The sequence below is a fragment of the Streptomyces griseomycini genome (genome assembly GCF_014203535.1).
In the GTDB taxonomy this organism is placed as follows: domain Bacteria; phylum Actinomycetota; class Actinomycetes; order Streptomycetales; family Streptomycetaceae; genus Streptomyces; species Streptomyces griseomycini.
The window spans coordinates 290,632-312,276 of record NZ_JACHJI010000010.1; the positions used below are offsets into that span (position 1 = coordinate 290,632).

The following is a 21,645-nucleotide window of genomic DNA, read 5'->3' on the forward strand; positions in this document are numbered from 1 at the left end:
GCGAGAAGGGTTCAGGGGGCCGGGGTGGGTGCCTTGGGCGCCGGTGGTGACGCTGCGGCCCGGCGTCCGGCGCGTGCGACGGCGACCTGCCGGGCGACGCGGGGGCCCAGGACGGACAGCACCAGCAGCACACCGGTGACGACGATCTGTGACTGCGCGGAGACGTCCTGCAGGCTCATCACGTTCTGCAGCGCGCCGAGCAGGAACACACCGGCGATCGCGCCGCCGAGCGTCCCCCTGCCGCCGTCGAAGTCGATGCCGCCGAGCAACACCGCCGCCACGACGGAGAGTTCGAGGCCGGTGGCGTTGTCGTAGCGGGCGCTGGCGTAGTGCAGCGCCCAGAAGACGCCGGTGAGGGCCGACATCAGGCCGGTGAGGGTGAACAGGATCAGCTTCTGCCGCTTGACGCGGATGCCGGCGAACCGGGCGGCCTCCTCGCCGGCACCGATCGCGAACAGCGACCGCCCGAACGGGGTGGCGTGCAGCGCGACCACGGCGATCGCGAGCAGCACCAGGAACGGCAGGAAGGCGTACGGGACGAACGTGTCGCCGATGCGTCCGGCGGCGAAGTCCAGGTACCGGGTGGGGAAGTCGGTGACCGCGTCGGAGCCGAGCACGATCTGCGCGATGCCCCGGTAGGCGGCCAGCGTGCCGATGGTGACGGCGAGGGACGGCAGCCCGAGCCGGGTCACCAGCAGGCCGTTGACCAGGCCGCAGACGACACCGACGAGCAGGCAGATCGGGATGATCGTCTCGATGGCCATGCCCTGGTTCCACAGGGCGCCCATCACCGCGCCGGACAGACCGGCCGTGGAGGCGACGGAGAGGTCGATCTCCCCGCAGACCACGAGCAGCGTCATCGGGAGCGCGATCAGGGCGATCGGCAGCGTGTTGCCGATGAGGAACGACAGGTTGAGCGCGTTGCCGAAGCCGTCGACCGTGGCGAACGACAGCAGCAGCACCACGACGAGCAGGGCGCCGACGACCGTGTCCCACCGGACCGCGCGCGTGAGGGACTCAGGCATGGCGGGCGTTCCTCTTCTTCAGGGCCAAGGCCACACGCAGCGCGACGATCCGGTCGACCGCGATGGCGAGGAGGAGCAGGATGCCGTTGATGGCGAGCACCCACACGGAGCTGACGCCGAGGGCGGGCAGCACGCTGTTGACGGAGGTCAGCAGCAGCGCGCCGAGAGCCGCGCCGTACACGCTGCCGGAGCCGCCGGTGAAGACCACGCCGCCGACCACGACCGCGCTGACGACGGTGAGTTCGTAGCCGTTGCCGGTGCCGGAGTCGACGTTGCCGAACCGGGCCAGGTACATCGCGCCCGCGAGGCCGGCGAGGGCGCCGCAGAAGGTGTACGCGGCGACGACCCGCTTGCGCACGGGGACGCCGGCGAGCCGGGCGGCCTCCGGGTTGGAGCCGAGGGCGTACAGCTCGCGTCCGCTGCCGAAGTGCTTGAGGTAGTACGCCGTCGCCACGAGCACCGCGAGCGCGATGAGCGCCAGGTACGGCACGGCCGAGACGCCGCCGGAGCCGAAGTCGACGAATCCGCCGGGGAGGTCGGCGGCGGTGATCTGGCGGGAGCCGACCCAGACGGAGTCGATGCCGCGGATGACGTAGAGCGTGCCGAGGGTGACCACCAGGGCGGGCACCTGGCCGAGGCTGACCAGCAGGCCGTTGAGCAGTCCGAAGCCGACGCCGAGCAGGACGGCGAGGGCGACGGCGACGACGGGGTCGCCGCCGCCCTGGAGGTAGGTGCCGGCGGCGAAGGCACTGATGCCGAGGGTGGAGCCGACGGACAGGTCGACGTTGCGGGTGATGACGACCAGGGACTGGCCGGTGGCGACCAGGACCAGGATGGTCGCGTTCAGCAGCAGGTCCTTGATGCCCTGTTCGGACAGGAACTCGCTGTTGCCGGCCTGGGTGACGGCGATCATCACCAGGAAGACGACCAGGATGGCGAGTTCGCGCATCCTGAAGACGCGGTCGACCAGGCGGGTGGCGCCGGACCCGGGCACGTCGGCCACGGGGGCGGGGTCGGGGCTGAGCACCGTCATGCGGCCGCCCTCCCCGTGGCTGCGGCCATCACGGTTTCCTCGGTGGCGTCGGCTCGGGGGATCTCGGCGGTGAGGCGGCCCTCGTGCATCACCAGCACGCGGTCGGCCATGCCGAGGATCTCGGGCAGGTCGGAGGAGATCATCAGGACGGCGACGCCGTCGGCGGCCAGCTGGGAGAGCAGGCGGTGCACCTCGGCCTTGGTGCCGACGTCGATGCCGCGCGTGGGCTCGTCGACGATCAGCACCTTCGGGCCGGTGGCGAGCCACTTGGCGAGGACGACCTTCTGCTGGTTGCCGCCGGACAGGGTGTTCACCGCGTCGGCGATCCGGGCGTACTTGACCTGGAGCCTGACCGCCCAGTCGAGGGAGCGGCTGCGTTCGGCGCCGCGGTCCATCAGACCGGCCCTCACGGTCGTACGGAGTCCGGTGAGACCGATGTTGCGCTCGATGGACATGTCCATCACCAGGCCCTGGGCGCGCCGGTCCTCGGGGACCAGGGCGAGGCCCGCGGCCATGGCGGTGGAGGGGGCGCCGTTGGTGAGCCTGCGCCCGTCGACCTCCACCTCGCCGGCGTCCCGGCGGTCGATGCCGAAGACGGCGCGGGCCACCTCGGTGCGCCCGGCGCCGACGAGTCCGGCCAGGCCGACGATCTCGCCGCGCCGCACGTCGAAGGAGACGTCGGTGAAGACGCCCTCACGGGTCAGGCGGCGCACGCTCAGGGCCACTTCGCCGGGGCGCACGTCCTGCTTGGGGTACAGCTCCTCGAGGTCGCGGCCGACCATCCGGCGCACCAGGTCGTCCTCGGTCATGCCGTCCAGCGGTTCACTGGCGATCCGGGCGCCGTCGCGCAAGGTGGTCACCTTCTGGCAGATCGCGAAGATCTCCTCCAGCCGGTGGGAGATGAACAGCACCGCGGCGCCCTGCTCGCGCAGGGTGCGCACGACGCCGAAGAGGCGGGCGACCTCGCTGCCGGTGAGGGCCGCGGTCGGCTCGTCCATGATCAGGACGCGGGCGTCGAAGGAGAGCGCCTTGGCGATCTCGACGATCTGCTGGTCGGCGATGGACAGCCCGCGGGCCGGACGGTCGGGGTCGAGGTCGACGCCGAGCCGCTTCATCAGGGCGGCGGTGGCCTCGTGCGTGGCCCTGTGGTCGATCCGGCCGAGGGCGCGCCGGGGCTGCCGGCCCATGTAGATGTTCTCGGCGATCGACAGGTCGGGGAAGAGCGTGGGCTCCTGGTAGATCACGGCGATACCGGCGTCGCGGGCGTCCTTGGGTCCGTGGAAGACGACCGGCGCACCGTCGAGCAGCACCTGGCCGGCGTCCGGCCGGTGCACTCCGGCGAGCGTCTTGATGAGGGTCGACTTGCCGGCTCCGTTCTCGCCGGCGAGGGCGTGCACCTCACCGGGGAACAGTTCCAGGGAGACGTCCCGCAGGGCGCGGACCGCGCCGAAGGACCTGGAGACGTCCCTGAGCGCGAGGACCGGGGCCGGACCCGTGTCGGACGGGTGGGTCATGGGGGCTCCTCGACGACGCCGGCGGGACGGACCTCCCGGCGTCGTGAAAGGTTTCAACTGGGTTGCCGGGACGTTAGGCGCGCGGCGCATGTCACGTCAATGGGGCCCGGTCGAAAAAGTTTCGACAGTTTCAGATCATGCCCTGGTCACAGTGAGCGGTCTCGGCCGAAGGGGTTGACACCCCTTCGGGGGCCCCATAGCTTCCCGTCCTGAATCGTTTCATTCAGTGGTCGTCAAGACCCGATGTCACAGGAGCCCTGACGTGACCGAGCTCGCCGCGGCGAAGGCCGCCCTCAAGACACAGGCCGTGGAGACGCCGTCGTGGGCGTACGGGAACTCGGGGACCCGCTTCAAGGTGTTCGCGCAGGCGGGCGTGCCCCGCACCCCGCAGGAGAAGCTCGACGACGCGGCCAGGGTGCACGAGTTCACGGGCGTCGCGCCGACCGTGGCGCTGCACATCCCGTGGGACAGGGTCGACGACTACGCGGCGCTGGCCGAGTACGCCGAGGACCGCGGGGTGAGGCTCGGCGCGATCAACTCCAACACCTTCCAGGACGACGACTACAGGCTGGGCAGCATCTGCCACCCGGACCCGGCGGTGCGCCGCAAGGCGGTGGACCACCTGCTGGAGTGCGTCGACATCATGGACGCGACCGGCTCGAGGGACCTGAAGCTGTGGTTCGCCGACGGGACGAACTACCCCGGGCAGGACGACGTCCGCGCCCGCCAGGACCGGCTCGCCGAAGGGCTCGCGGAGGTCTACGGGCGGCTCGGCGAGGGGCAGCGGATGCTGCTGGAGTACAAGCTGTTCGAGCCGGCCTTCTACACGACGGACGTCCCGGACTGGGGCACGGCGTACGCGCACTGCCTGAAGCTCGGCCCGAAGGCGCAGGTCGTCGTGGACACCGGACACCACGCGCCGGGCACCAACATCGAGTTCATCGTCGCGACGCTGCTGCGGGAGGGCAGGCTCGGCGGGTTCGACTTCAACTCGCGGTTCTACGCCGACGACGACCTGATGGTGGGCGCCGCCGACCCCTTCCAGCTCTTCCGGATCATGTACGAGGTGGTGCGCGGGGGCGGGTTCACGCCCGAGGTCGCGTTCATGCTCGACCAGTGCCACAACATCGAGGCGAAGATCCCGGCGATCATCCGTTCCGTCATGAACGTGCAGGAGGCGACCGCGAAGGCTCTGTTGGTGGACCGGTCGGCGCTGGCCGGTGCCCAGCGGGCGGGGGACGTCCTCGGCGCCAACGCCGTGTTGATGGACGCGTACAACACGGACGTGCGTCCGCTGCTTCGCGAGGTGCGGGAGGAGATGGGGCTGGACCCCGACCCCCTCGCGGCGTACCGCCGGTCCGGGTGGGCCGAGAAGATCGCGGCCGAGCGGGTCGGCGGGCAGCAGGCCGGTTGGGGGGCGTGAGCGTCCGCCGGGTTCCGTCCGTCGCGGACCGCGGGCCGTTCGTGGTCGGTCACGCCCCCGCGGCGGTAGCCGCGCGTTGGAACAACCCCGCGCCCCCGTGGGGCGCGTCACCCCTCCGTCTCTCGCACAAGGACTGAACGCTCATGGCAACCCATCCTGAAGCCGCCGCTCTCCTCGCCCGCTCCCGTCGGCTCGGCTCCGATCCCCGGAACACCAACTACGCCGGCGGCAACGCCTCCGCGAAAGGCACCGACACCGACCCCGTCACCGGTGGGGACGTCGAGCTGATGTGGGTCAAGGGGTCCGGCGGGGACCTCGGGACGCTCACCGGGGCGGGGCTGGCCGTGCTGCGGCTGGACCGGCTGCGGGCGCTCAAGGACGTCTACCCCGGGGTCGAGCGCGAGGACGAGATGGTCGCCGCGTTCGACTACTGCCTCCACGGGAAGGGAGGCGCGGCTCCGTCCATCGACACCGCCATGCACGGGCTGGTCGAGGCGGCCCACGTGGACCACCTGCACCCCGACTCCGGGATCGCGCTGGCCTGCGCCGCCGACGGGGAGAAGCTGACCGCCGAGTGCTTCGGCGACACGGTGGTGTGGGTGCCGTGGCGGCGCCCCGGGTTCCAGCTCGGGCTGGACATCGCCGCCGTGAAGGAGGCCAACCCGCAGGCCGTCGGGTGCGTCCTCGGCGGGCACGGGATCACGGCGTGGGGTGACACTTCGGAGGAGTGCGAGCGGAACTCGCTGCACATCATCCGGACCGCCGAGAAGTTCCTCGCCGAGCGGGGGAAGGCCGAGCCCTTCGGTCCGGTGATCGAGGGGTACGAGCCGCTGCCCGAGGCCGAGCGGCGGGAGCGGGCCGCGGCGCTGGCCCCGTACGTGCGGGCCGTCGCCTCGCAGGACCGGCCGCAGGTCGGGCACTTCGACGACGCGGACGCCGTGCTCGACTTCCTGGCCCGCGCCGAGCATCCGCGCCTCGCCGCGCTCGGCACGTCCTGCCCCGACCACTTCCTGCGCACCAAGGTCCGGCCGCTCGTGCTCGACCTGCCGCCGACGGCTCCGCTCGACGAGGCGGTCGCCCGGTTGAAGGAGCTGCACGCCGCCTACCGCGAGGAGTACGCCGCGTACTACGCACGGCACGCGGAAGCGGACTCCCCCGCGATGCGCGGCGCCGACCCGGCGATCGTGCTGATCCCCGGGGTGGGCATGTTCAGCTTCGGCAAGGACAAGCAGACCGCCCGGGTGGCGGGTGAGTTCTACGTCAACGCGATCAACGTGATGCGCGGGGCCGAGGCGGTCTCCACGTACGCGCCGATCGAGGAGTCGGAGAAGTTCCGCATCGAGTACTGGGCGCTGGAGGAGGCCAAGCTCCGGCGGATGCCGAAGCCCAAGGCGCTGGCGACCCGGGTGGCGCTGGTGACCGGTGCGGGCAGCGGGATCGGCAAGGCGATCGCGCACCGGCTGGTGGCCGAGGGCGCCTGTGTCGTCGTGGCGGACCTGAACGGGGAGAACGCCGCCGCCGTCGCCGGGGAACTGGGCGGGCCCGACAAGGCCGTCGCCGTCACCGTGGACGTCACCTCGGAGGAGCAGATCGCCGCGGCGTTCCGGGCGGCGGTGCTGGCCTTCGGCGGCGTGGACCTGGTGGTGAACAACGCCGGGATCTCCGTCTCCAAGCCGCTGCTGGAGACGTCCGCGAAGGACTGGGACCTGCAGCACGACATCATGGCCCGCGGTTCCTTCCTCGTCTCGCGCGAGGCGGCCCGGGTGATGATCGCGCAGGGGCTCGGCGGCGACATCGTCTACATCGCCAGCAAGAACGCCGTCTTCGCCGGTCCGAACAACATCGCCTACTCCGCGACCAAGGCCGACCAGGCGCATCAAGTACGTCTGCTGGCCGCCGAGCTGGGTGAGCACGGCATCCGCGTCAACGGCGTCAACCCGGACGGTGTGGTGCGCGGATCCGGGATCTTCGCCGGCGGCTGGGGCGCGCAGCGCGCGGCCGTGTACGGGGTGCCGGAGGAGAAGCTCGGCGAGTTCTACGCCCAGCGGACGCTCCTCAAGCGCGAGGTGCTGCCCGAACACGTGGCGAACGCCGTCTTCGCACTGACCGGCGGCGACCTCACCCACACCACCGGGCTGCACGTCCCGGTCGACGCCGGCGTCGCCGCCGCGTTCCTGCGATGAGCGCCGCCGTGAAGTCGTACGCCGCGGTCGACCTCGGCGCGTCCAGCGGGCGTGTCATGGTCGGCCGCGTCGGCCCCGACAGCCTGGAGCTGACCGAGGCCCACCGCTTCCCCAACCGGCCCGTGCGCGTGCCGGAGGGGCTGCGCTGGGACGTCCTCGGGCTCTACGCCGGGGTGCTCGACGGGCTGGAGGCGGCGGGCGCCGTCGACTCCGTCGGCATCGACAGCTGGGCCGTGGACTACGGGCTGCTGGACGCGGACGGGGCGCTGCTCGGCAACCCCGTGCACTACCGCGACAGCCGTACCGAGGGCGTCGCGGAGAAGGTGTGGGCCACGGTGCCCGCCGAGGAGCTGTACGCGGCGACCGGTCTGCAGCACGCGCCGTTCAACACGCTGTACCAGCTGGCGGCGGCCCGCGGATCGGCCCAACTGGACCGGGCCGAGCGGCTGCTGCTGATCCCGGACCTGCTGACGTACTGGCTGACGGGCGAGCAGGGCACGGAGCTGACCAACGCCTCGACGACCCAGCTGATCGACCCGCGCACCCGGGACTGGGCGCACGGTGTCGCACGGCGGCTGGACATCGACCTCGGGCTGTTCGCGCCGCTGCGGCACCCCGGGGACCCGGCCGGGGTCCTGCGGCCCGAGGTGCTGGAGGAGACCGGACTGGCCGGGCCGGTCCCGGTGACGGCGGTCGGCTCGCACGACACCGCGTCCGCCGTGGCCGCGGTGCCCGCCGGCGGTGAGCGGTTCGCGTACATCTGCACCGGCACCTGGTCGCTGGCCGGGCTGGAGCTGGACGCGCCGGTGCTCACCGAGGAGAGCCGGGCCGCCAACTTCACCAACGAGCTGGGGCTGGACGGCACGGTCCGCTACCTGCGCAACATCATGGGCCTGTGGCTGCTCCAGGAGTGCGTGCGGGCCTGGGGCGAGCCGGACCTGGGCGCGCTGCTGCTCCAGGCGGCCAAGGTGCCCGCGCTGCGGTCGGTGGTGGACGCCGGGGACGCGGCGTTCCTCGCGCCGGGTCGGATGCCGGAACGGATCGCCGAGGCCTGCCGGGACTCGGGACAGCCCGTGCCTGCCACGCCCGCCGAGATCACACGGTGCATCCTCGACTCGCTCGCCCTGGCCCACCGCAGGGCCGTCGAGGACGCGCAGCGGCTCGCCGGGCACGCGGTCGACGTCGTGCACGTCGTCGGCGGCGGCACCCGCAACGCCCTGCTGTGCCAGCTGACCGCCGACGCCTGCGGACTGCCGGTGGTGTCCGGGCCGACGGAGGCGGCGGCGCTGGGCAACGTGCTCGTGCAGGCCCGCGCCCACGGCCTGGTCGGCGACCTGGCCGGAATGCGCCGGCTGCTCACCCGCACCCAGCTGCTGACGCGGTACGAACCGCGCGGCGGCACCCAGCGCTGGCAGGCGGCGCAGGCCCGGCTCGCCCGGTACTGACGCGGTCTCCCCCGGGCCCTCGTCCCCGGACTACCCTGCATTCCCCCGATGATCGATCCACAAGGAGCCGCGATGCGTGTCGCCCTGTTCCTGACCTGTGTCAACGACACGCTCTATCCGGACACCGGGCGCGCCGTGGTGAAACTCCTGACCAGGCTGGGCGTCGGCGTCGACTTCCCGATGGCGCAGACCTGTTGCGGTCAGGCGCACTACAACACGGGTTACCGTCACGAGGCCGAGCCGCTCGCCCGGCACTTCTCCGACGTCTTCGAGGACTACGAGGCGATCGTGACGCCGTCCGGGTCGTGCGGGGCGATGGTGCGGGAGCTGTATCCGCGGATGGGCGAGCGGGCCCGGGCGGAGGGCCGCGGGGACACCCTCGCGGCGACGCTGGCGCCGGTGGTGCCGAAGACGTACGAGCTCACGGAGTTCCTGGTGGACGTGCTGGGGGTGACGGACGTCGGGGCGTACTACCCGCACACGGTGACCTATCACCCGACCTGTCACGGGCTGCGCGGACTGGGCCTCGGCGACCGGCCCCGGCGGCTGCTGGAGGCGGTGAAGGGGCTGGAGCTGGTCGAGTTGCCGGGCGCCGAGGAGTGCTGCGGTTTCGGCGGCACCTTCGCGCTGAAGAACTCCGACGTCTCGGCGGCGATGGGCGCCGACAAGGTGCGCAACGCCGAGTCGACGGGCGCCGAGGTGCTGTGCGCGGCGGACAACTCCTGCCTGATGCACATCGGCGGAACGATGACCAGGCTGCGCACCGGCATGCGACCGGTGCACATCGCGGAGATCCTGGCGAGCACGGAGGAGGAGCCGGCCGCATGAGCGGAACGTTCGTCGGAATGCCTGTGTTTCCCCCACCCACCCACCCGGCGTTTCCCCCACCCACCCACCCGGCGTTTCCCGCCGCCGCGCGGAACGCCGTCCGCGACACCACCCTGCGCGGCAACCTGCGGCACGCCACGCACACCATCCGGGCCAAGCGGGCGAATGCCGTCGCGGAGGTCTCCGACTGGGCCGAGCTGCGCGAGGCCGGCAAGCGGATCAAGGACCACACGCTCCGCCACCTCGACCGCCACCTCGAGCAGCTGGAGGAGTCGGTGACGGCGGCGGGCGGCACCGTGCACTGGGCCGTCGACGCCGACGAGGCCAACCGGATCGTCACCGAGCTGGTGAAGGCGACCGGTGAGTCGGAGGTCGTCAAGGTCAAGTCGATGGCCACGCAGGAGACCGGGCTCAACGAAGCCCTGGAGGCGGAGGGCATCGCCGCCTACGAGACCGATCTGGCCGAGCTGATCGTGCAGTTGGGCGAGGACCGGCCCTCGCACATCCTGGTGCCCGCGATCCACCGCAACCGCGGGGAGATCCGGGAGATCTTCGCCCGCGAGATGAGCGAGTGGGGCCGCCCCGCCCCCGAGGGGCTGACGGACGCGCCCGCCGAACTCGCCGAGGCGGCGCGGCTGCACCTGCGGGAGAAGTTCCTGCGCGCCAAGGTCGGCGTCTCCGGCGCCAACTTCATGGTCGCCGAGACCGGCACGCTGGTGGTGGTGGAGTCCGAGGGCAACGGGCGGATGTGCCTGACCCTGCCCGAGACGCTGATCTCGGTCGTCGGCATCGAGAAGACCGTGCCGACCTGGCGGGACCTGGAGGTGTTCCTGCAGACCCTGCCACGCTCCTCGACCGCCGAGCGGATGAACCCGTACACCTCGATGTGGACCGGCACCACCGACGAGGACGGGCCGCGGAACTTCCACCTGGTCCTGCTGGACAACGGCCGCACCGACGCCCTCTCCGACGAGGTGGGCCGGCAGGCGCTGCGCTGCATCCGCTGCTCGGCCTGCCTCAACGTCTGCCCGGTCTACGAGCGGGCCGGCGGCCACGCCTACGGCTCGGTCTACCCGGGGCCGATCGGCGCCATCCTCAGCCCTCAGCTGCGGGGCACCGGCAGCGAGATCGACGCGTCCCTGCCGTACGCCTCGTCGCTGTGCGGGGCCTGCTACGAGGTGTGCCCGGTCGCCATCGACATCCCCGAGGTGCTGGTGCACCTGCGGGAACGGGTGGCCCAGGGCGGGGAGGTGACCCGGAACGGCAACAAGGTGGTGCTCAAGCCGGCCAAGGGGCACGCCGCCGAGCGCGCCGCGATGCGCGCCGCCCGCTGGGCTTTCGCGCGCCCCGGGGCCCTGCGCACCGGCCAGCGCCTCGCCTCGCGCACCCGCCGGCTCCATCCGCGCACCCTGCCGGGCCCCGGCCGCGCCTGGAGCGGCACCCGGGACCTTCCGCCGGTGCCGGCGGAACCGTTCCGGGACTGGTGGCAGCGCACGCAGGGCGGGAAGGGAGCGGCGAAGTGAGCAGCAGGGAACGGATCCTGGGCCGGGTGCGGCGGGCCCTCGCCGACGTACCGCGCGACGACACCCCGTACGAGCGGGCCGTCGCCCGTGACTACCTGCGCGAGCACGGTGAGCGCACCGTCGAGGAGACGGTGGACCTCCTCGCGGAGAACCTGGCCGACTACCGGGCGCTCGTGCACCGTACGGACGCGGCCGGGCTGGCCGGGGTGGTCGCCGGGCTGCTCGCGGCGCGCGGCGCGTCGTCGGTGCTCGTGCCGCCCGGCCTCGACGAGGACTGGCTCGCATCGGCGGAGGTGGCGCGGGTGGCGGACCGTGCGGAGAGCACCCCGCACGAACTGGACCGGGTCGACAGCGTGGTCACCGCCTGCGCGGTCGCGATCGCCGAGACCGGCACCGTCGTCCTGGACGGCTCCCCCGACCAGGGCCGCCGTCGCATCACCCTGGTCCCCGACCACCACATCTGCGTGGTCCGCGTCCCGGACCAGGTCGTCTCCTCCGTCCCCCAGGCCCTCGAACGCCTCGACCCGGCCCGCCCGCTCACCTGGATCTCCGGGCCGTCGGCGACGAGCGACATCGAACTCGACCGGGTGGAGGGCGTGCACGGGCCGCGCACGCTGGAGGTCGTGCTCGTCGGGTGAGCCCCCTCGGGGGGTGTCGCTGAGTACACCCGTGGATACGGGCTCTGCGCCCAATGTGCCGCGGCCCTCTCCTCCGTAGCGTCTTCGGCGTGGCACAGGACGTGCCGGACGGAGGAGATGCCGATGTTTCGCAACGGGGCACGACGCGACCACGACACGGGACCCGCCCCCGAGGCGCTGCGGCTGGTGAAGGTCACCAAGTCCTACGGCACCGCGGACAGCGCCGTGACCGCGCTCGACGGGGTGACGCTCGGCCTGGGGCGCGGCACGTTCACGGCGGTCATGGGGCCGTCGGGCTCGGGCAAGTCCACGCTGCTGCAGTGCGCGGCCGGGCTGGACCGGCCGGACAGCGGCATCGTCCGGGTCGACGGAACCGAGCTGACGGGCGGCAGCGAGGCGGAGCTGACGAAGTTCCGGCGCGGGCGGATCGGGTTCGTGTTCCAGCAGTACAACCTGCTGGAGACGCTGACCGTCGTGCAGAACACGGTCCTGCCGCTGAAGCTGGCCGGGCGGCGCGTGGACCGGGCGCGCGTCCGGGAGACCTTGGCCGCCGTCGGTCTGGGCGACCGGCTCGGGCACCGGCCCGACCAGCTCTCCGGCGGTCAGCGGCAGCGCGTGGCGATCGCCCGGGCGCTGGTCACCGAACCCCGGGTGATCTTCGCGGACGAGCCGACCGGTGCGCTGGACACGCGCAGCGCGCGGGAGGTTCTGGCGCTGCTCCGGCAGGCGGTGCGGGTGCACGGGCGGACCGTGGTGATGGTGACGCACGACCCGGTCGCCGCCTCCTACGCCGACAGCGTGCTGTTCCTCGCGGACGGCAGGCTGGCCGGCCGGCTGGACGCGCCGACGGCGGACGCGGTGGCCGAGCGGCTGGCGCACCTGGGCGACGAGACGACGGCGGGGGTGTGAGCCGTGTTCGTACTGGCCATGCGGTCGATCCGGCAGCGGCCCGGACGGTTCCTCGCGACGCTGCTGTCCGCCTTCCTGGGCGCGGCGGTCATCATGACGTTCAACTCGATGCACGACACCGCCGGCCGGCCGGGCGTGGACCCGGTGAGCGCCGAGACCCTCCGCACGGCGGCCGGCGTGGTCGGCGGGTACGGCACGCTGCTGGTGTTCTTCGCCGTCGCCTCGACCCTGACGGTGAACGTGCGGCAACGGGCGGCCGAGCTGGAGCTGCTGCGCTGCTCGGGTGCGACCCCGGCGCAGTTGAAGCGGATGGTCGTGGGTGAGGCGGCGGTCGTGGCCCTGGTGGGCGCGGCGCTGGCGGTCGTCCCGGCGGTGCTGGGCGGGCGGCTGCTGCTCGAGGTGTTCCGGGACAGCGGGCAGGTCGCCGGGTCCGTGGACCACTCCTTCGGGGTCATCGCGCTGATGTCCGGCATCGACATCACCCTGCTCGCCTCGGCGGGCGCGGCGTTCCTCGCGCTGCGGCGCGCGACGCGGGGGCGGCGGCGGCACGGCAGGGCGCGGTCGTTCCTCGCCTACGGGGCGCTGGCGGCCGGTACGGCGGCGGTGTGCTCCACGTTCGCCTTCTCGGCGACGGACGGCGCGCTGATGGCGCCGCCCGCGTACGGGGCGATCCTGCTGTCGGTGGGGCTGGCGCTGATGGCGCCGCGGCTGCTGGAGGGCGTGCTCGGCCGGCTGGCACCGGGCGGGGCGAGCGGGTGGCTGGCGGTACGGAACCTGCGGCAGCGGGCCGGGGACCTCGCCGGGATCCTGATGTCGCTGATCCTGTTCACGGCGGTGTCCACGGCGACCCTCACCATGCAGGCGGTGGAGAGCGACGCGGTGGCGGCCTCGGGCCTGGTGAAGTCGGTCGACGCCAAGAACCTGGAGACGCTGAACTTCACGGTGGTCGGCATCATCGTGGTGTTCGTCTGCGTGATGCTGGTCAACTCGCTGTACGCGGCGACGACCTACCGCGGCCGGGAGTTCGGGCAGCAGCGCCTCGCCGGGGCCACGCCCGGGCAGGTGCTGGGAGTGGTGGGGGCCGAGGGGCTGGTCCTCACGGTCGTCGGGCTGCTGTTCGGCACGCTGGCGGCACTGGCCGGGATCGTGCCGTTCACCGTGGTCCGCGGTGACGCGGTGCTGCCGGAGCAGGTGTTCGGCGTGTGGGCGGCCGTCGCCTCGATCGGCGCGGCGGCGACGCTCGGGACGAGCCTGGCCACGGCCCGGCGCGTGCTGCGCACGCCGGCGGTGCGGGCGGTGGCCGCAACCGCGTGACAGAGTGGTGAGCAAGCGCTTGGATGGTGTCCGGGCACCCCTGGGGTGTCCGGACACCGTCGTTCCCGTGCTCAGCCGGAGGCCCCTGTTGTTCACTTCCGTCGACGACGTCTCCGCGCGGCTCGCCGGGACCGGCTATCTCGCGTCGCCCGCGGTCGCCACGACCGTCTTCCTCGCCGACCGCCTGGGCAAGCCGCTGCTGGTGGAGGGCCCCGCGGGGGTCGGCAAGACCGAGCTGGCCAAGGCCGTCGCGCAGGTCGCCGGGGCCCGGCTGGTGCGCCTGCAGTGCTACGAGGGCGTCGACGAGTCGCGGGCGCTGTACGAGTGGAACCACGCCAAGCAGCTGCTGCGCATCAGCGCCGGCCGGGACGAGGCCTGGGACGAGACGCGCACGGACATCTTCAGCGAGGAGTTCCTGCTCCCCCGTCCGCTGCTGACCGCCATCCGCGGCGACGACCCCAAGGTGCTGCTGATCGACGAGACCGACAAGGCGGACGTCGAGGTGGAGGGCCTGCTCCTGGAGGTGCTCAGCGACTTCCAGGTGACCGTTCCCGAGCTGGGCACGGTCACCGCGACCCGCCGTCCGTTCGTCGTCCTCACCTCGAACGCCACCCGCGAGCTGTCCGAGGCGCTGCGCCGCCGCTGCCTGTTCCTGCACATCGGCTTCCCCGACGCGGAGCTGGAGCGGCGGATCGTGCGGCTGAAGGTGCCGGGGCTCGACGCCGCGCTGGCCGAGTCCGTCGTACGGGTGGTGGGGGCGCTGCGCGCCATGGACCTGCGCAAGGTGCCGTCGGTCGCCGAGACCGTCGACTGGGCCCGCACCCTGCTGGCGCTGGGCGCCGGCACCCTGGACGAGACGGTCGTGCGCGACAGCCTGGGCGTGGTCCTCAAGCACCAGGACGACATCCAGAAGGCCGCAGCCAAACTCGACCTGGACGCCGTGTGAACGCCGTCGCGGACCCGGATCTCGCGGCACGGCTGACCGGCCTCGTCGACGCGCTCCGCGCGCACGGCGTGCGCGTCGGTACCGGCGAGACCGTGGACGCGGCCCGCGCGGTGGAGGCGCTCGGGCTCGTGGACCGGGACCGGCTGCGGGAGGGCCTGGCTGCCACCCTGCTGCACACGGCCGGTCGACGCCCGGTGTTCGACGCGGTCTTCGACCTGTACTTCCCGCGCGGGGTCGGCGCCCCGGGAGCCGGCCCCGCGGACCGGGACGACCTGCGCGAGCGGCTGGCGGCCGCGCTCGCCGACGGCGACGCGGCGCTGACGGCCCGGTTGGCGGTGGAGGCGGTCGACGGCTTCGGCGGGTACGGGAGTTCACCGGCGTCGGACGGCTGGTCGTCGTACCAGACGCTGGACCGGCTGCGCCCGCAGACGCTGCTCGCGCGGGTGCGGGACGAGGTCCGGGCACGGGACGGAGCGGCCGGATTCGGCGACCGGCTGCTGGAGGACGAGATCCGGCGCCGTATCGAGGAGTTCCGGCGGCTGGTGGCCGCGGAGGCGCGGCGCCGGGTCGCCGAACGGCGCGGTCGGGACGAGGTCGCCCGGCGCGCGGTGGCCCCGTCCGCCGACCGTGTCGACTTCCTGTTCGCCGGGAAGGACCGGCTGGCCGAACTGCGCCGGACGGTGCGGCCGTTGGCCCGCAAGCTGGCGACCCGGCTGGCCGCGCGGCGCCGCCGGGCCGCGCGCGGCAGCATCGATCTGCGGCGGACCCTGCGCGGTTCGCTGTCGACGGGCGGGGTGCCGGTGCGGCCGGTGCTGCGCCGGCGTCGGCCCGCCCGGCCCGAACTGGTGCTGCTGTGCGACGTGTCCGGCTCGGTGTCCGGGTTCTCCGACTTCACGATGCTGCTGGTGCAGGCGCTGCACGACCAGTTCTCGAAGGTGCGGGTGTTCGCCTTCGTCAACCGGATCGACGAGGTGACCGGGCTGCTCGTGCACGGCGCCGCCGACCCGGAGGACCTGAGCGGGCGGATCCGCGGCGAGGCGGCCGTCACCGGCTGGCACGGCAGCAGCGACTACGGCACGGCGCTGGGCGAGTTCACCGAACGGTACGCCGACGCCGTCGGCCCGCGTACGACCGTGTTCGTCCTCGGCGACGCCCGCACCAACACGGCCGACCCGAACCTGCCGGCCGTGCGTGAACTGGCCGGCCGGGCCCGGCGCGTGTACTGGCTCAATCCCGAGCAGCGCTCCCGCTGGGGCACCGGCGACTCCGCCGCACCCGCGTACGCCGAGCTGGTGGAGATGCACGAGTGCCGCACCGCACGGCAGTTGAGCGCGCTGGTCGGGCGGTTGCTGCCGGTGTGACCGCGCCGGGGGTCAGGCGGCCCTGCGGGCGGTGAACAGCAGGTACTCCCACTCCATCACCACGGTGCCGGCCCTCGTCCCCCGGTCGTGGCGGCGGGCGAGGTCGGCCAGGTCCCGGTCCAGGGCCGCGGTGCGCCCGGGGTCGTCGGCGTTGGCCCGGTAGACGGCGATGGTCGGGCCGTAGCGCTGCTTGAAGTAGTCCCGGAACGCCTCGGGCGTCGCGAAGCGGTCGACCACGACCGTGCGGCGTTCGGCCGTCACGTCCGTGATCCGGTCGCCGAGGAGCGCCTCCACGTGCTCCGGGTCCCCCCACAGCGGGGGCGGCTGCGCACCGGGCGGGGGCGGCGGCGCGTACGGCTTCATCGCGCCCAGCATGCGCCCGACGAAACCCTCGGGCGTCCAGCTCAGCAGCGCGATCGTGCCGCCCGGCCGGCAGACGCGGACCAGTTCGCCGGCCGCCGCCCGGTGGTGCGGGGCGAACATGACCCCGACGCAGGACAGCACGGCGTCGAAGGCGGCGTCGTCGAAGGGCAGCGCCTCGGCGTCGGCCTCCTGCCAGCGCAGTTCCGCGCCCCTCTCCTCCGCCAGCCGCCGTCCGGTGGCCAGCAGCTCGGGGGTGAGGTCGGCGGCCACCACGTCCGCGCCGGCCAGGGCCGCCGGTATCGCGGCGTTGCCGGTACCGGCCGCGACGTCCAGCACCCGGTCGCCGGGCCCCACCCCGGACGCCTCGACCAGGATCCTCCCCAGGTCGGGGATCAGCTCGGCGGCCACGGAGGGGTAGTCGCCCTCGGCCCACAACGCCCGGTGCCCGGCCTTCAGCGCACGGTCCGCCTCGTCCGTGCCGGTCGCGTTCGCCATGACTGCGCTCCTCGGGTTCGTCCGGTTCCGCCCGCCCGCGGGTGCCGCCGCGGCCACCGCCGACGGGCGGCCCGCCGAGTGCTTCACGGGCAGGGGCGGGCAGGCCCGTCGGGGACACGGCTCCGGATGACCGGCCCGGGCCGGTCAGTCCGCCTTCGCGTACGTCTGGGCCATGCCGCCCGCGAAGTCGTACACCACCACCTGGTCGTCACCGACGACCCACGCGTCGTGGCCGGGCGGGCAGACGAAGACGTCGCCGGGACCCACCTCGCTCTCGGCGCCGTCGTCCATGCGGATGCGCATGCGGCCCTGGACGACGTAGCCGTTGTGGTGGATCCGGCAGCTTTCGGTGCCCGCGATGGGGCCGACGGACTCGGACCAGCGCCACCCCGGCTCGAAGGTGGCCACGGCGAAGTCCAGCCCCGTCATGTGGACGGCTTCGAGGTGCCCCCTGGGGAAATCCCTCCGCTCGTCCGGCTTGTCCAGCGTCTTGACCTCGAGCATGCCCCTTCTCCCTTCCGGTCGCCGCCTGCACGACCGGGTCCGGTCTCCGTCTGCCCCGAACGGCACCGGCGGGGGCCGGGCCCCACCACTTCATCGTCCGCCCGTCCGCTCGGGGACGCCATCCGGGCGACGGGGACCGGACCGGTGCGTCAGCCGCCGGATCCGCAGAGCCGCGCGAAGCGCCCGGCGTCGACGTTCCCGCCGGAGAGGATCACCCCGACCCGGTCCGGGAGGGCGCCCGCGCGGCCGGTGAGCAGCGCGGCCAGCGCGGTGGCCCCGCTCGGCTCCAGGACGACCTTCAGCCGCTCGAAGGCGAACCGCATCGCGTCCCTGATCTCGTCGTCGCCGACCAGCACGATCCCGTCCAGCAGCCGCCGGTTGAGGGAGAACGTCAGCTCACCGGGGGTGTGCAGCGCCTGGCCGTCGGCGATGGTGTGCGGGACCGGGATGCTCACGCGGTGCCCGGCCTCCAGTGACCGCTTGGTGTCGTCCCCGGCCTCCGGCTCGACGCCGATCACCCGCGCCGCGGGGCACAGGCCCTTGACGGCGGTGGCGCTTCCGGCGATCAGTCCGCCGCCGCCGACCGGTGCGAGCAGCGCGCCCAGCTCCCCCGCCTCCTCGAGGAGTTCGAGGGCCGCCGTGCCCTGTCCGGCGATGACGTGCGGGTGCTCGTACGGGGGGATGAGGGCCAGGCCGCGCTCGGCGGCCAGTGCCTCCGCGACGGCGACGCGGTCACCGGTGTAGCGGTCGTACGTGACGATCTCGGCCCCGTACCCCTCGGTGGCCGCGCGCTTCGACGGCGGTGCGTCCTCGGGCATGACGATGACGGCGGTGGTGCCCAGCTCCCGGGCGGCCAGGGCCACGGCCTGGGCGTGGTTGCCGGAGGAGTAGGCGGCGACGCCCCGGGACAGCTGCTCGGGAGTGAGGCGGGAGGCCGCGTGGTAGGCGCCGCGGAACTTGAAGGCGCCGACCCGCTGGAAGTTCTCGCACTTGAGGTGGACCTCGGCGCCGACGAGCGCGTCCAGGGTGCGCGAGCGCAGGACCGGCGTGCGGTGCGCCACGCCCTTGAGGCGCACGGCCGCGGCGCGGACGTCGTCGAGGGTGACGGGCGGATGCGTGGTCGTCACGCGGTGCCTCCAACAGATGCTCGGACCGTACGTCCGGACGACGGATACCCGGCCGGGCGGTCAGCGGACCGTCCGGCCCTCACAAGAGTCTGACGGCCGGGCCCCGCACGTGTCGCCCGATCCGCCGGCCGGCCGCCCCGGCTTCCGTTCACCGTGGTGGCGGTCGTGGCCGCGCACGCCGAGGGCATCCGTGCCAGGCTCGGAGCGAACGGTGGGCGGCCGGACGCGGTGGACGACCGGAAGGGCCGGGCGACAGGAGGGCGGACACTCTCGTGGCGGTGCCCGAGGAGGACGGGCCGGTCCGTCCCGCTGCGCGCGGTGAGCGGACGGCGGCCCCGCCCCCGCCCGCGGGCGGGGGGACGGTGCACAGGGTGTTCCCGGCCACCGGCTCGTTCCTGCCGGGGGACCGCCCCCGGCCCCCTGGTGCCCGTGGCCGGCGGGCCGCTCTTCCCCCGGTACGCCACCGGATCCGCCGGGCCGTTCCCCACTGTGGCGGGCGTGCTCACCCGGCCGGCCGCCCCTGCCGCAGACCGCCCCGGTGCGGATCCTCCGCCCCCACCGGCCCGGCCGCGTCCCGATCGGCTCCCGGCCCGGCCGGTGCGCGGGCTTCCCGGAGGGCGCCCCGCACCCGATGCCGCCGGCCGGGACGTACCGCCTCCCCCGGCGCGGCGCGGCGGGGGAGACGGAAAGAGGGGGACGACGCGTGAGAGGACGAGGAGGTCCCCGCATGACGGACGACACCGCAGCGCGAGCGGCCGGCTCCACGGGCGCGCCGCCCCGCGTGGGCTTCTTCACGGACACCTCGGTGTGCATCGGGTGCAAGGCGTGCGAGGTGGCGTGCAAGGAGTGGAACGCGATCCCGGAGGACGGCCTGGAGCTGACCGGCATGTCCTACGACAACACCCAGGGGCTCGGTGCGAGCACCTGGCGGCACGTGGCCTTCGTCGAGCAGCGCAAGCCGCTGGGCGGTCAGGAACCGGGCGTCGGCCACGGGAACCACGAGGACCACGAGGACATCGACGTCTTCGCCGCGGCCCGGGGGCTCGGCGCCCCGCCGGGCTCCCCCCTCGCGCCCGACGGGCGCACCGAGCTGCGCTGGCTGATGTCGTCCGACGTGTGCAAGCACTGCACCCGAGCCGCCTGTCTCGACGTGTGCCCCACCGGATCCCTCTTCCGGACCGAGTTCGGCACGGTCGTCGTGCAGGAGGACGTCTGCAACGGCTGCGGCTACTGCGTGCCGGCCTGCCCGTACGGCGTCATCGACCAGCGTCCGGGCGACGGACGCGCCTGGAAGTGCACCCTGTGCTACGACCGGCTCGGCGTCGGCATGGAACCGGCCTGCGCCAAGTCCTGCCCGACCGACTCCATCCAGTTCGGCCCGCTGGAGGAGTTGCGCGAGCGTGCGGCGGCCCGCGTCGCGCGACTGCACGCCGCGGGCGTCACGGACGCACGCCTGTACGGCGCGGACCCGGAGGACGGCGTCGGGGGCGACGGCGCGTTCTTCCTGCTGCTGGACGAGCCGGAGGTGTACGGGCTGCCGCCCGACCCGGTCGTCACCACCCGCGATCTGCCCGCCATGTGGCGGCACGCGGCGGCGGCCGCCGTCTCGCTCACCGCGCTGGCGGCCGTCTGCTTCGCCGGGAGGCCCCGATGAGCGGGTCCGACGTCTCCCGTGACGGGGTGGAGGGCGCCCGTCCCGGACGCGACGCCCTCACCGGAGCGCACGCCGGGCGCCGTCGGGGCCGCGGACGCGGCGAGCGGGCCGTGGTGCCCGACGCCGAGTTCTCCTCGTACTACGGCGAGCCGGTCCTCAACCGACCGACGTGGAAGGCGCTGGACATCGCGGGCTACCTCTTCTGCGGCGGTCTCGCCGGGGCGTCGTCGCTGCTGGCCGCCGGGGCGGACGCCACCGCCCGGCCGGTCCTGGCCCGCACGGCGAAGCTGGGGGCGGCGGGCGCGATCTCCGTCTCGCTGGCGGCGCTGGTGCACGACCTCGGGCGCCCCGCCCGCTTCCTCAACATGCTCCGCGTCGTCAAACCCACGTCCCCGATGAGCCTGGGCTCGTGGCTGCTGGCGGGCTACGCACCGCTCACGGTGGCCGCGGCCGCCGCCGACGTCACGGGCCGGTACCGGGTCGTGGGCGCCGCCGCCACGGCCGGCGCGGCCGCCCTCGGCCCGGTGGTGGCGACGTACACCGCCGTGCTGATCTCCGACACGGCCGTGCCCTCGTGGCACGAGGGCCACCGCGAACTGCCCTTCGTCTTCGCCGGTTCCGCCGCCACCGCGGCGGCCGGGCTCGCCCTGGCCGGAGCGCCCGCCGGCCAGACCGGCCCGGCGCGCCGTGCGGCCGTCCTGGGCGCGGCGCTCGAACTGGGCGCCTTCCGGCTGATGAAGCGGCGCATGGGACTGGCGGCCGAGCCGTACGAGACGGGCCGGCCGCACGGGTTGCTGCGCACCGCGGAGGTGCTCACGGCCGGCGGTGCCGCACTGGCGGCGTGCGCGGGCCGCCGCCGGAGCCGGGTGCTCGGCGCCGTGGCGGGTACGGCCCTGCTGGCCGGTTCCGCGGCCCTGCGGTTCGGTGTGTTCCACGCCGGGGTGGCCTCGGCCGAGGACCCGAAGTACACGGTCGTACCGCAGCGGGAACGGCTGGCGGCCCGGTCCCGCCCCGGGGGCGCCGAAGGCGGCCGGCCGTGACCGTCCCGGCCGGCGGCGGGCGGACGACGGACGCGGTCACCGCTCACGCGCCCACCCGGCCGACGAGGTCGGCGGTGGCCCACACCAGGAGCCCCGGGACGCCGGCGGACACCGGACCGAGCGGGACGCCCGCGGCGGCGACCGCGCTCGGTCCCCCGTGCCCCGCACCCGCGGCGCGGGCCGTACGCGGCGCTCGAAGATGCCGTGCGCGGTCCGCTGCGGGAGAATCCGACGCAAGGAGCGGGCCGGCCGAGGCCGGGAACCGCGGACGGTACACGCCGAACGGCATGCGGCAAGCGGCACTCCGAGAGGGCTGACGT

Annotated in this window: 18 protein-coding genes; 12 read left to right on the forward strand and 6 right to left on the reverse strand. The window is 73.8% G+C overall.

What is annotated here, in order from left to right; translation table 11 throughout:
- Window positions 1-11: 11 nt before the first annotated feature.
- Genes FHS37_RS27375 through FHS37_RS27385 form a run of 3 tightly spaced genes read right to left on the reverse strand, consistent with a single transcriptional unit; the run spans window position 12 to window position 3,572 of the window.
- A complete protein-coding gene (locus tag FHS37_RS27375; RefSeq protein WP_184825973.1) occupies window positions 12-1,025 on the reverse strand; it encodes an ABC transporter permease in 1,014 nt (337 codons plus the stop codon).
- Window positions 1,018-2,058, reverse strand: a complete 1,041-nt coding sequence (locus FHS37_RS27380) for an ABC transporter permease (RefSeq protein WP_184825975.1) — start codon at window positions 2,056-2,058, stop codon at window positions 1,018-1,020. The genes FHS37_RS27375 and FHS37_RS27380 overlap by 8 nt, the downstream gene beginning before the upstream one ends.
- A complete protein-coding gene (locus tag FHS37_RS27385) occupies window positions 2,055-3,572 on the reverse strand; it encodes a sugar ABC transporter ATP-binding protein (protein ID WP_184825977.1) in 1,518 nt (505 codons plus the stop codon). The genes FHS37_RS27380 and FHS37_RS27385 overlap by 4 nt, the downstream gene beginning before the upstream one ends.
- A 262-nt stretch (window positions 3,573-3,834) precedes the next feature.
- Between FHS37_RS27385 and rhaI the strand changes: the two genes are divergently transcribed.
- From rhaI to FHS37_RS27435, 10 genes are all read left to right on the forward strand, one after another.
- On the forward strand, window positions 3,835-4,995 hold the full coding sequence (rhaI, locus tag FHS37_RS27390; protein ID WP_184825980.1) for an L-rhamnose isomerase: 1,161 nt from the start codon (window positions 3,835-3,837) through the stop codon (window positions 4,993-4,995).
- Window positions 4,996-5,138: 143 nt separating this feature from the next.
- A complete protein-coding gene (locus FHS37_RS27395) occupies window positions 5,139-7,178 on the forward strand; it encodes a bifunctional aldolase/short-chain dehydrogenase (protein ID WP_184825982.1) in 2,040 nt (679 codons plus the stop codon).
- On the forward strand, window positions 7,175-8,623 hold the full coding sequence (locus tag FHS37_RS27400) for a rhamnulokinase (protein WP_184825984.1): 1,449 nt from the start codon (window positions 7,175-7,177) through the stop codon (window positions 8,621-8,623). The genes FHS37_RS27395 and FHS37_RS27400 overlap by 4 nt, the downstream gene beginning before the upstream one ends.
- A 72-nt stretch (window positions 8,624-8,695) precedes the next feature.
- Window positions 8,696-9,451 carry a (Fe-S)-binding protein gene (locus tag FHS37_RS27405; RefSeq protein ID WP_184825985.1) on the forward strand — a complete coding sequence of 252 codons (756 nt, stop codon included), beginning with the start codon at window positions 8,696-8,698 and terminating at the stop codon, window positions 9,449-9,451.
- Window positions 9,448-10,974 carry a lactate utilization protein B gene (locus FHS37_RS27410; protein WP_375372323.1) on the forward strand — a complete coding sequence of 509 codons (1,527 nt, stop codon included), beginning with the start codon at window positions 9,448-9,450 and terminating at the stop codon, window positions 10,972-10,974. Before FHS37_RS27405 ends, FHS37_RS27410 begins: the two co-directional genes overlap by 4 nt.
- Window positions 10,971-11,612: a LutC/YkgG family protein gene (locus FHS37_RS27415; protein ID WP_184825989.1), complete on the forward strand. Its 642-nt coding sequence runs from the start codon at window positions 10,971-10,973 to the stop codon at window positions 11,610-11,612. Before FHS37_RS27410 ends, FHS37_RS27415 begins: the two co-directional genes overlap by 4 nt.
- 123 nt (window positions 11,613-11,735) lie before the next feature.
- The gene (locus FHS37_RS27420) at window positions 11,736-12,521 is read left to right on the forward strand and encodes an ABC transporter ATP-binding protein (protein ID WP_373304268.1); all 786 of its coding nucleotides are present in this window, start codon (window positions 11,736-11,738) and stop codon (window positions 12,519-12,521) included.
- 3 nt (window positions 12,522-12,524) lie between these two features.
- The gene (locus tag FHS37_RS27425; protein ID WP_184825993.1) at window positions 12,525-13,835 is read left to right on the forward strand and encodes an FtsX-like permease family protein; all 1,311 of its coding nucleotides are present in this window, start codon (window positions 12,525-12,527) and stop codon (window positions 13,833-13,835) included.
- An 88-nt stretch (window positions 13,836-13,923) separates the two neighbouring features.
- On the forward strand, window positions 13,924-14,781 hold the full coding sequence (locus FHS37_RS27430; RefSeq protein WP_184825995.1) for an AAA family ATPase: 858 nt from the start codon (window positions 13,924-13,926) through the stop codon (window positions 14,779-14,781).
- The gene (locus FHS37_RS27435) at window positions 14,778-16,142 is read left to right on the forward strand and encodes a VWA domain-containing protein (protein WP_184825997.1); all 1,365 of its coding nucleotides are present in this window, start codon (window positions 14,778-14,780) and stop codon (window positions 16,140-16,142) included. Before FHS37_RS27430 ends, FHS37_RS27435 begins: the two co-directional genes overlap by 4 nt.
- Before the next feature lie 12 nt (window positions 16,143-16,154).
- Here the strand turns inward: FHS37_RS27435 and FHS37_RS27440 are convergent, their stop codons facing one another.
- The 3 genes from FHS37_RS27440 to FHS37_RS27450 all read right to left on the reverse strand — a co-directional run bounded on the left by FHS37_RS27440 (window position 16,155) and on the right by FHS37_RS27450 (window position 18,631).
- The gene (locus FHS37_RS27440) at window positions 16,155-17,000 is read right to left on the reverse strand and encodes a class I SAM-dependent methyltransferase (RefSeq protein WP_184825998.1); all 846 of its coding nucleotides are present in this window, start codon (window positions 16,998-17,000) and stop codon (window positions 16,155-16,157) included.
- A gap of 144 nt (window positions 17,001-17,144) precedes the next feature.
- On the reverse strand, window positions 17,145-17,504 hold the full coding sequence (locus FHS37_RS27445) for a cupin domain-containing protein (RefSeq protein ID WP_184826000.1): 360 nt from the start codon (window positions 17,502-17,504) through the stop codon (window positions 17,145-17,147).
- A 149-nt stretch (window positions 17,505-17,653) separates the two neighbouring features.
- Window positions 17,654-18,631, reverse strand: a complete 978-nt coding sequence (locus tag FHS37_RS27450) for a pyridoxal-phosphate dependent enzyme (protein WP_184826002.1) — start codon at window positions 18,629-18,631, stop codon at window positions 17,654-17,656.
- Window positions 18,632-19,358: 727 nt separating this feature from the next.
- Between FHS37_RS27450 and FHS37_RS27455 the strand changes: the two genes are divergently transcribed.
- Window positions 19,359-20,285, forward strand: a complete 927-nt coding sequence (locus FHS37_RS27455) for a 4Fe-4S dicluster domain-containing protein (RefSeq protein ID WP_184826003.1) — start codon at window positions 19,359-19,361, stop codon at window positions 20,283-20,285.
- The gene (nrfD, locus tag FHS37_RS27460; protein ID WP_184826005.1) at window positions 20,282-21,325 is read left to right on the forward strand and encodes an NrfD/PsrC family molybdoenzyme membrane anchor subunit; all 1,044 of its coding nucleotides are present in this window, start codon (window positions 20,282-20,284) and stop codon (window positions 21,323-21,325) included. The genes FHS37_RS27455 and nrfD overlap by 4 nt, the downstream gene beginning before the upstream one ends.
- Window positions 21,326-21,645: the final 320 nt, after the last annotated feature.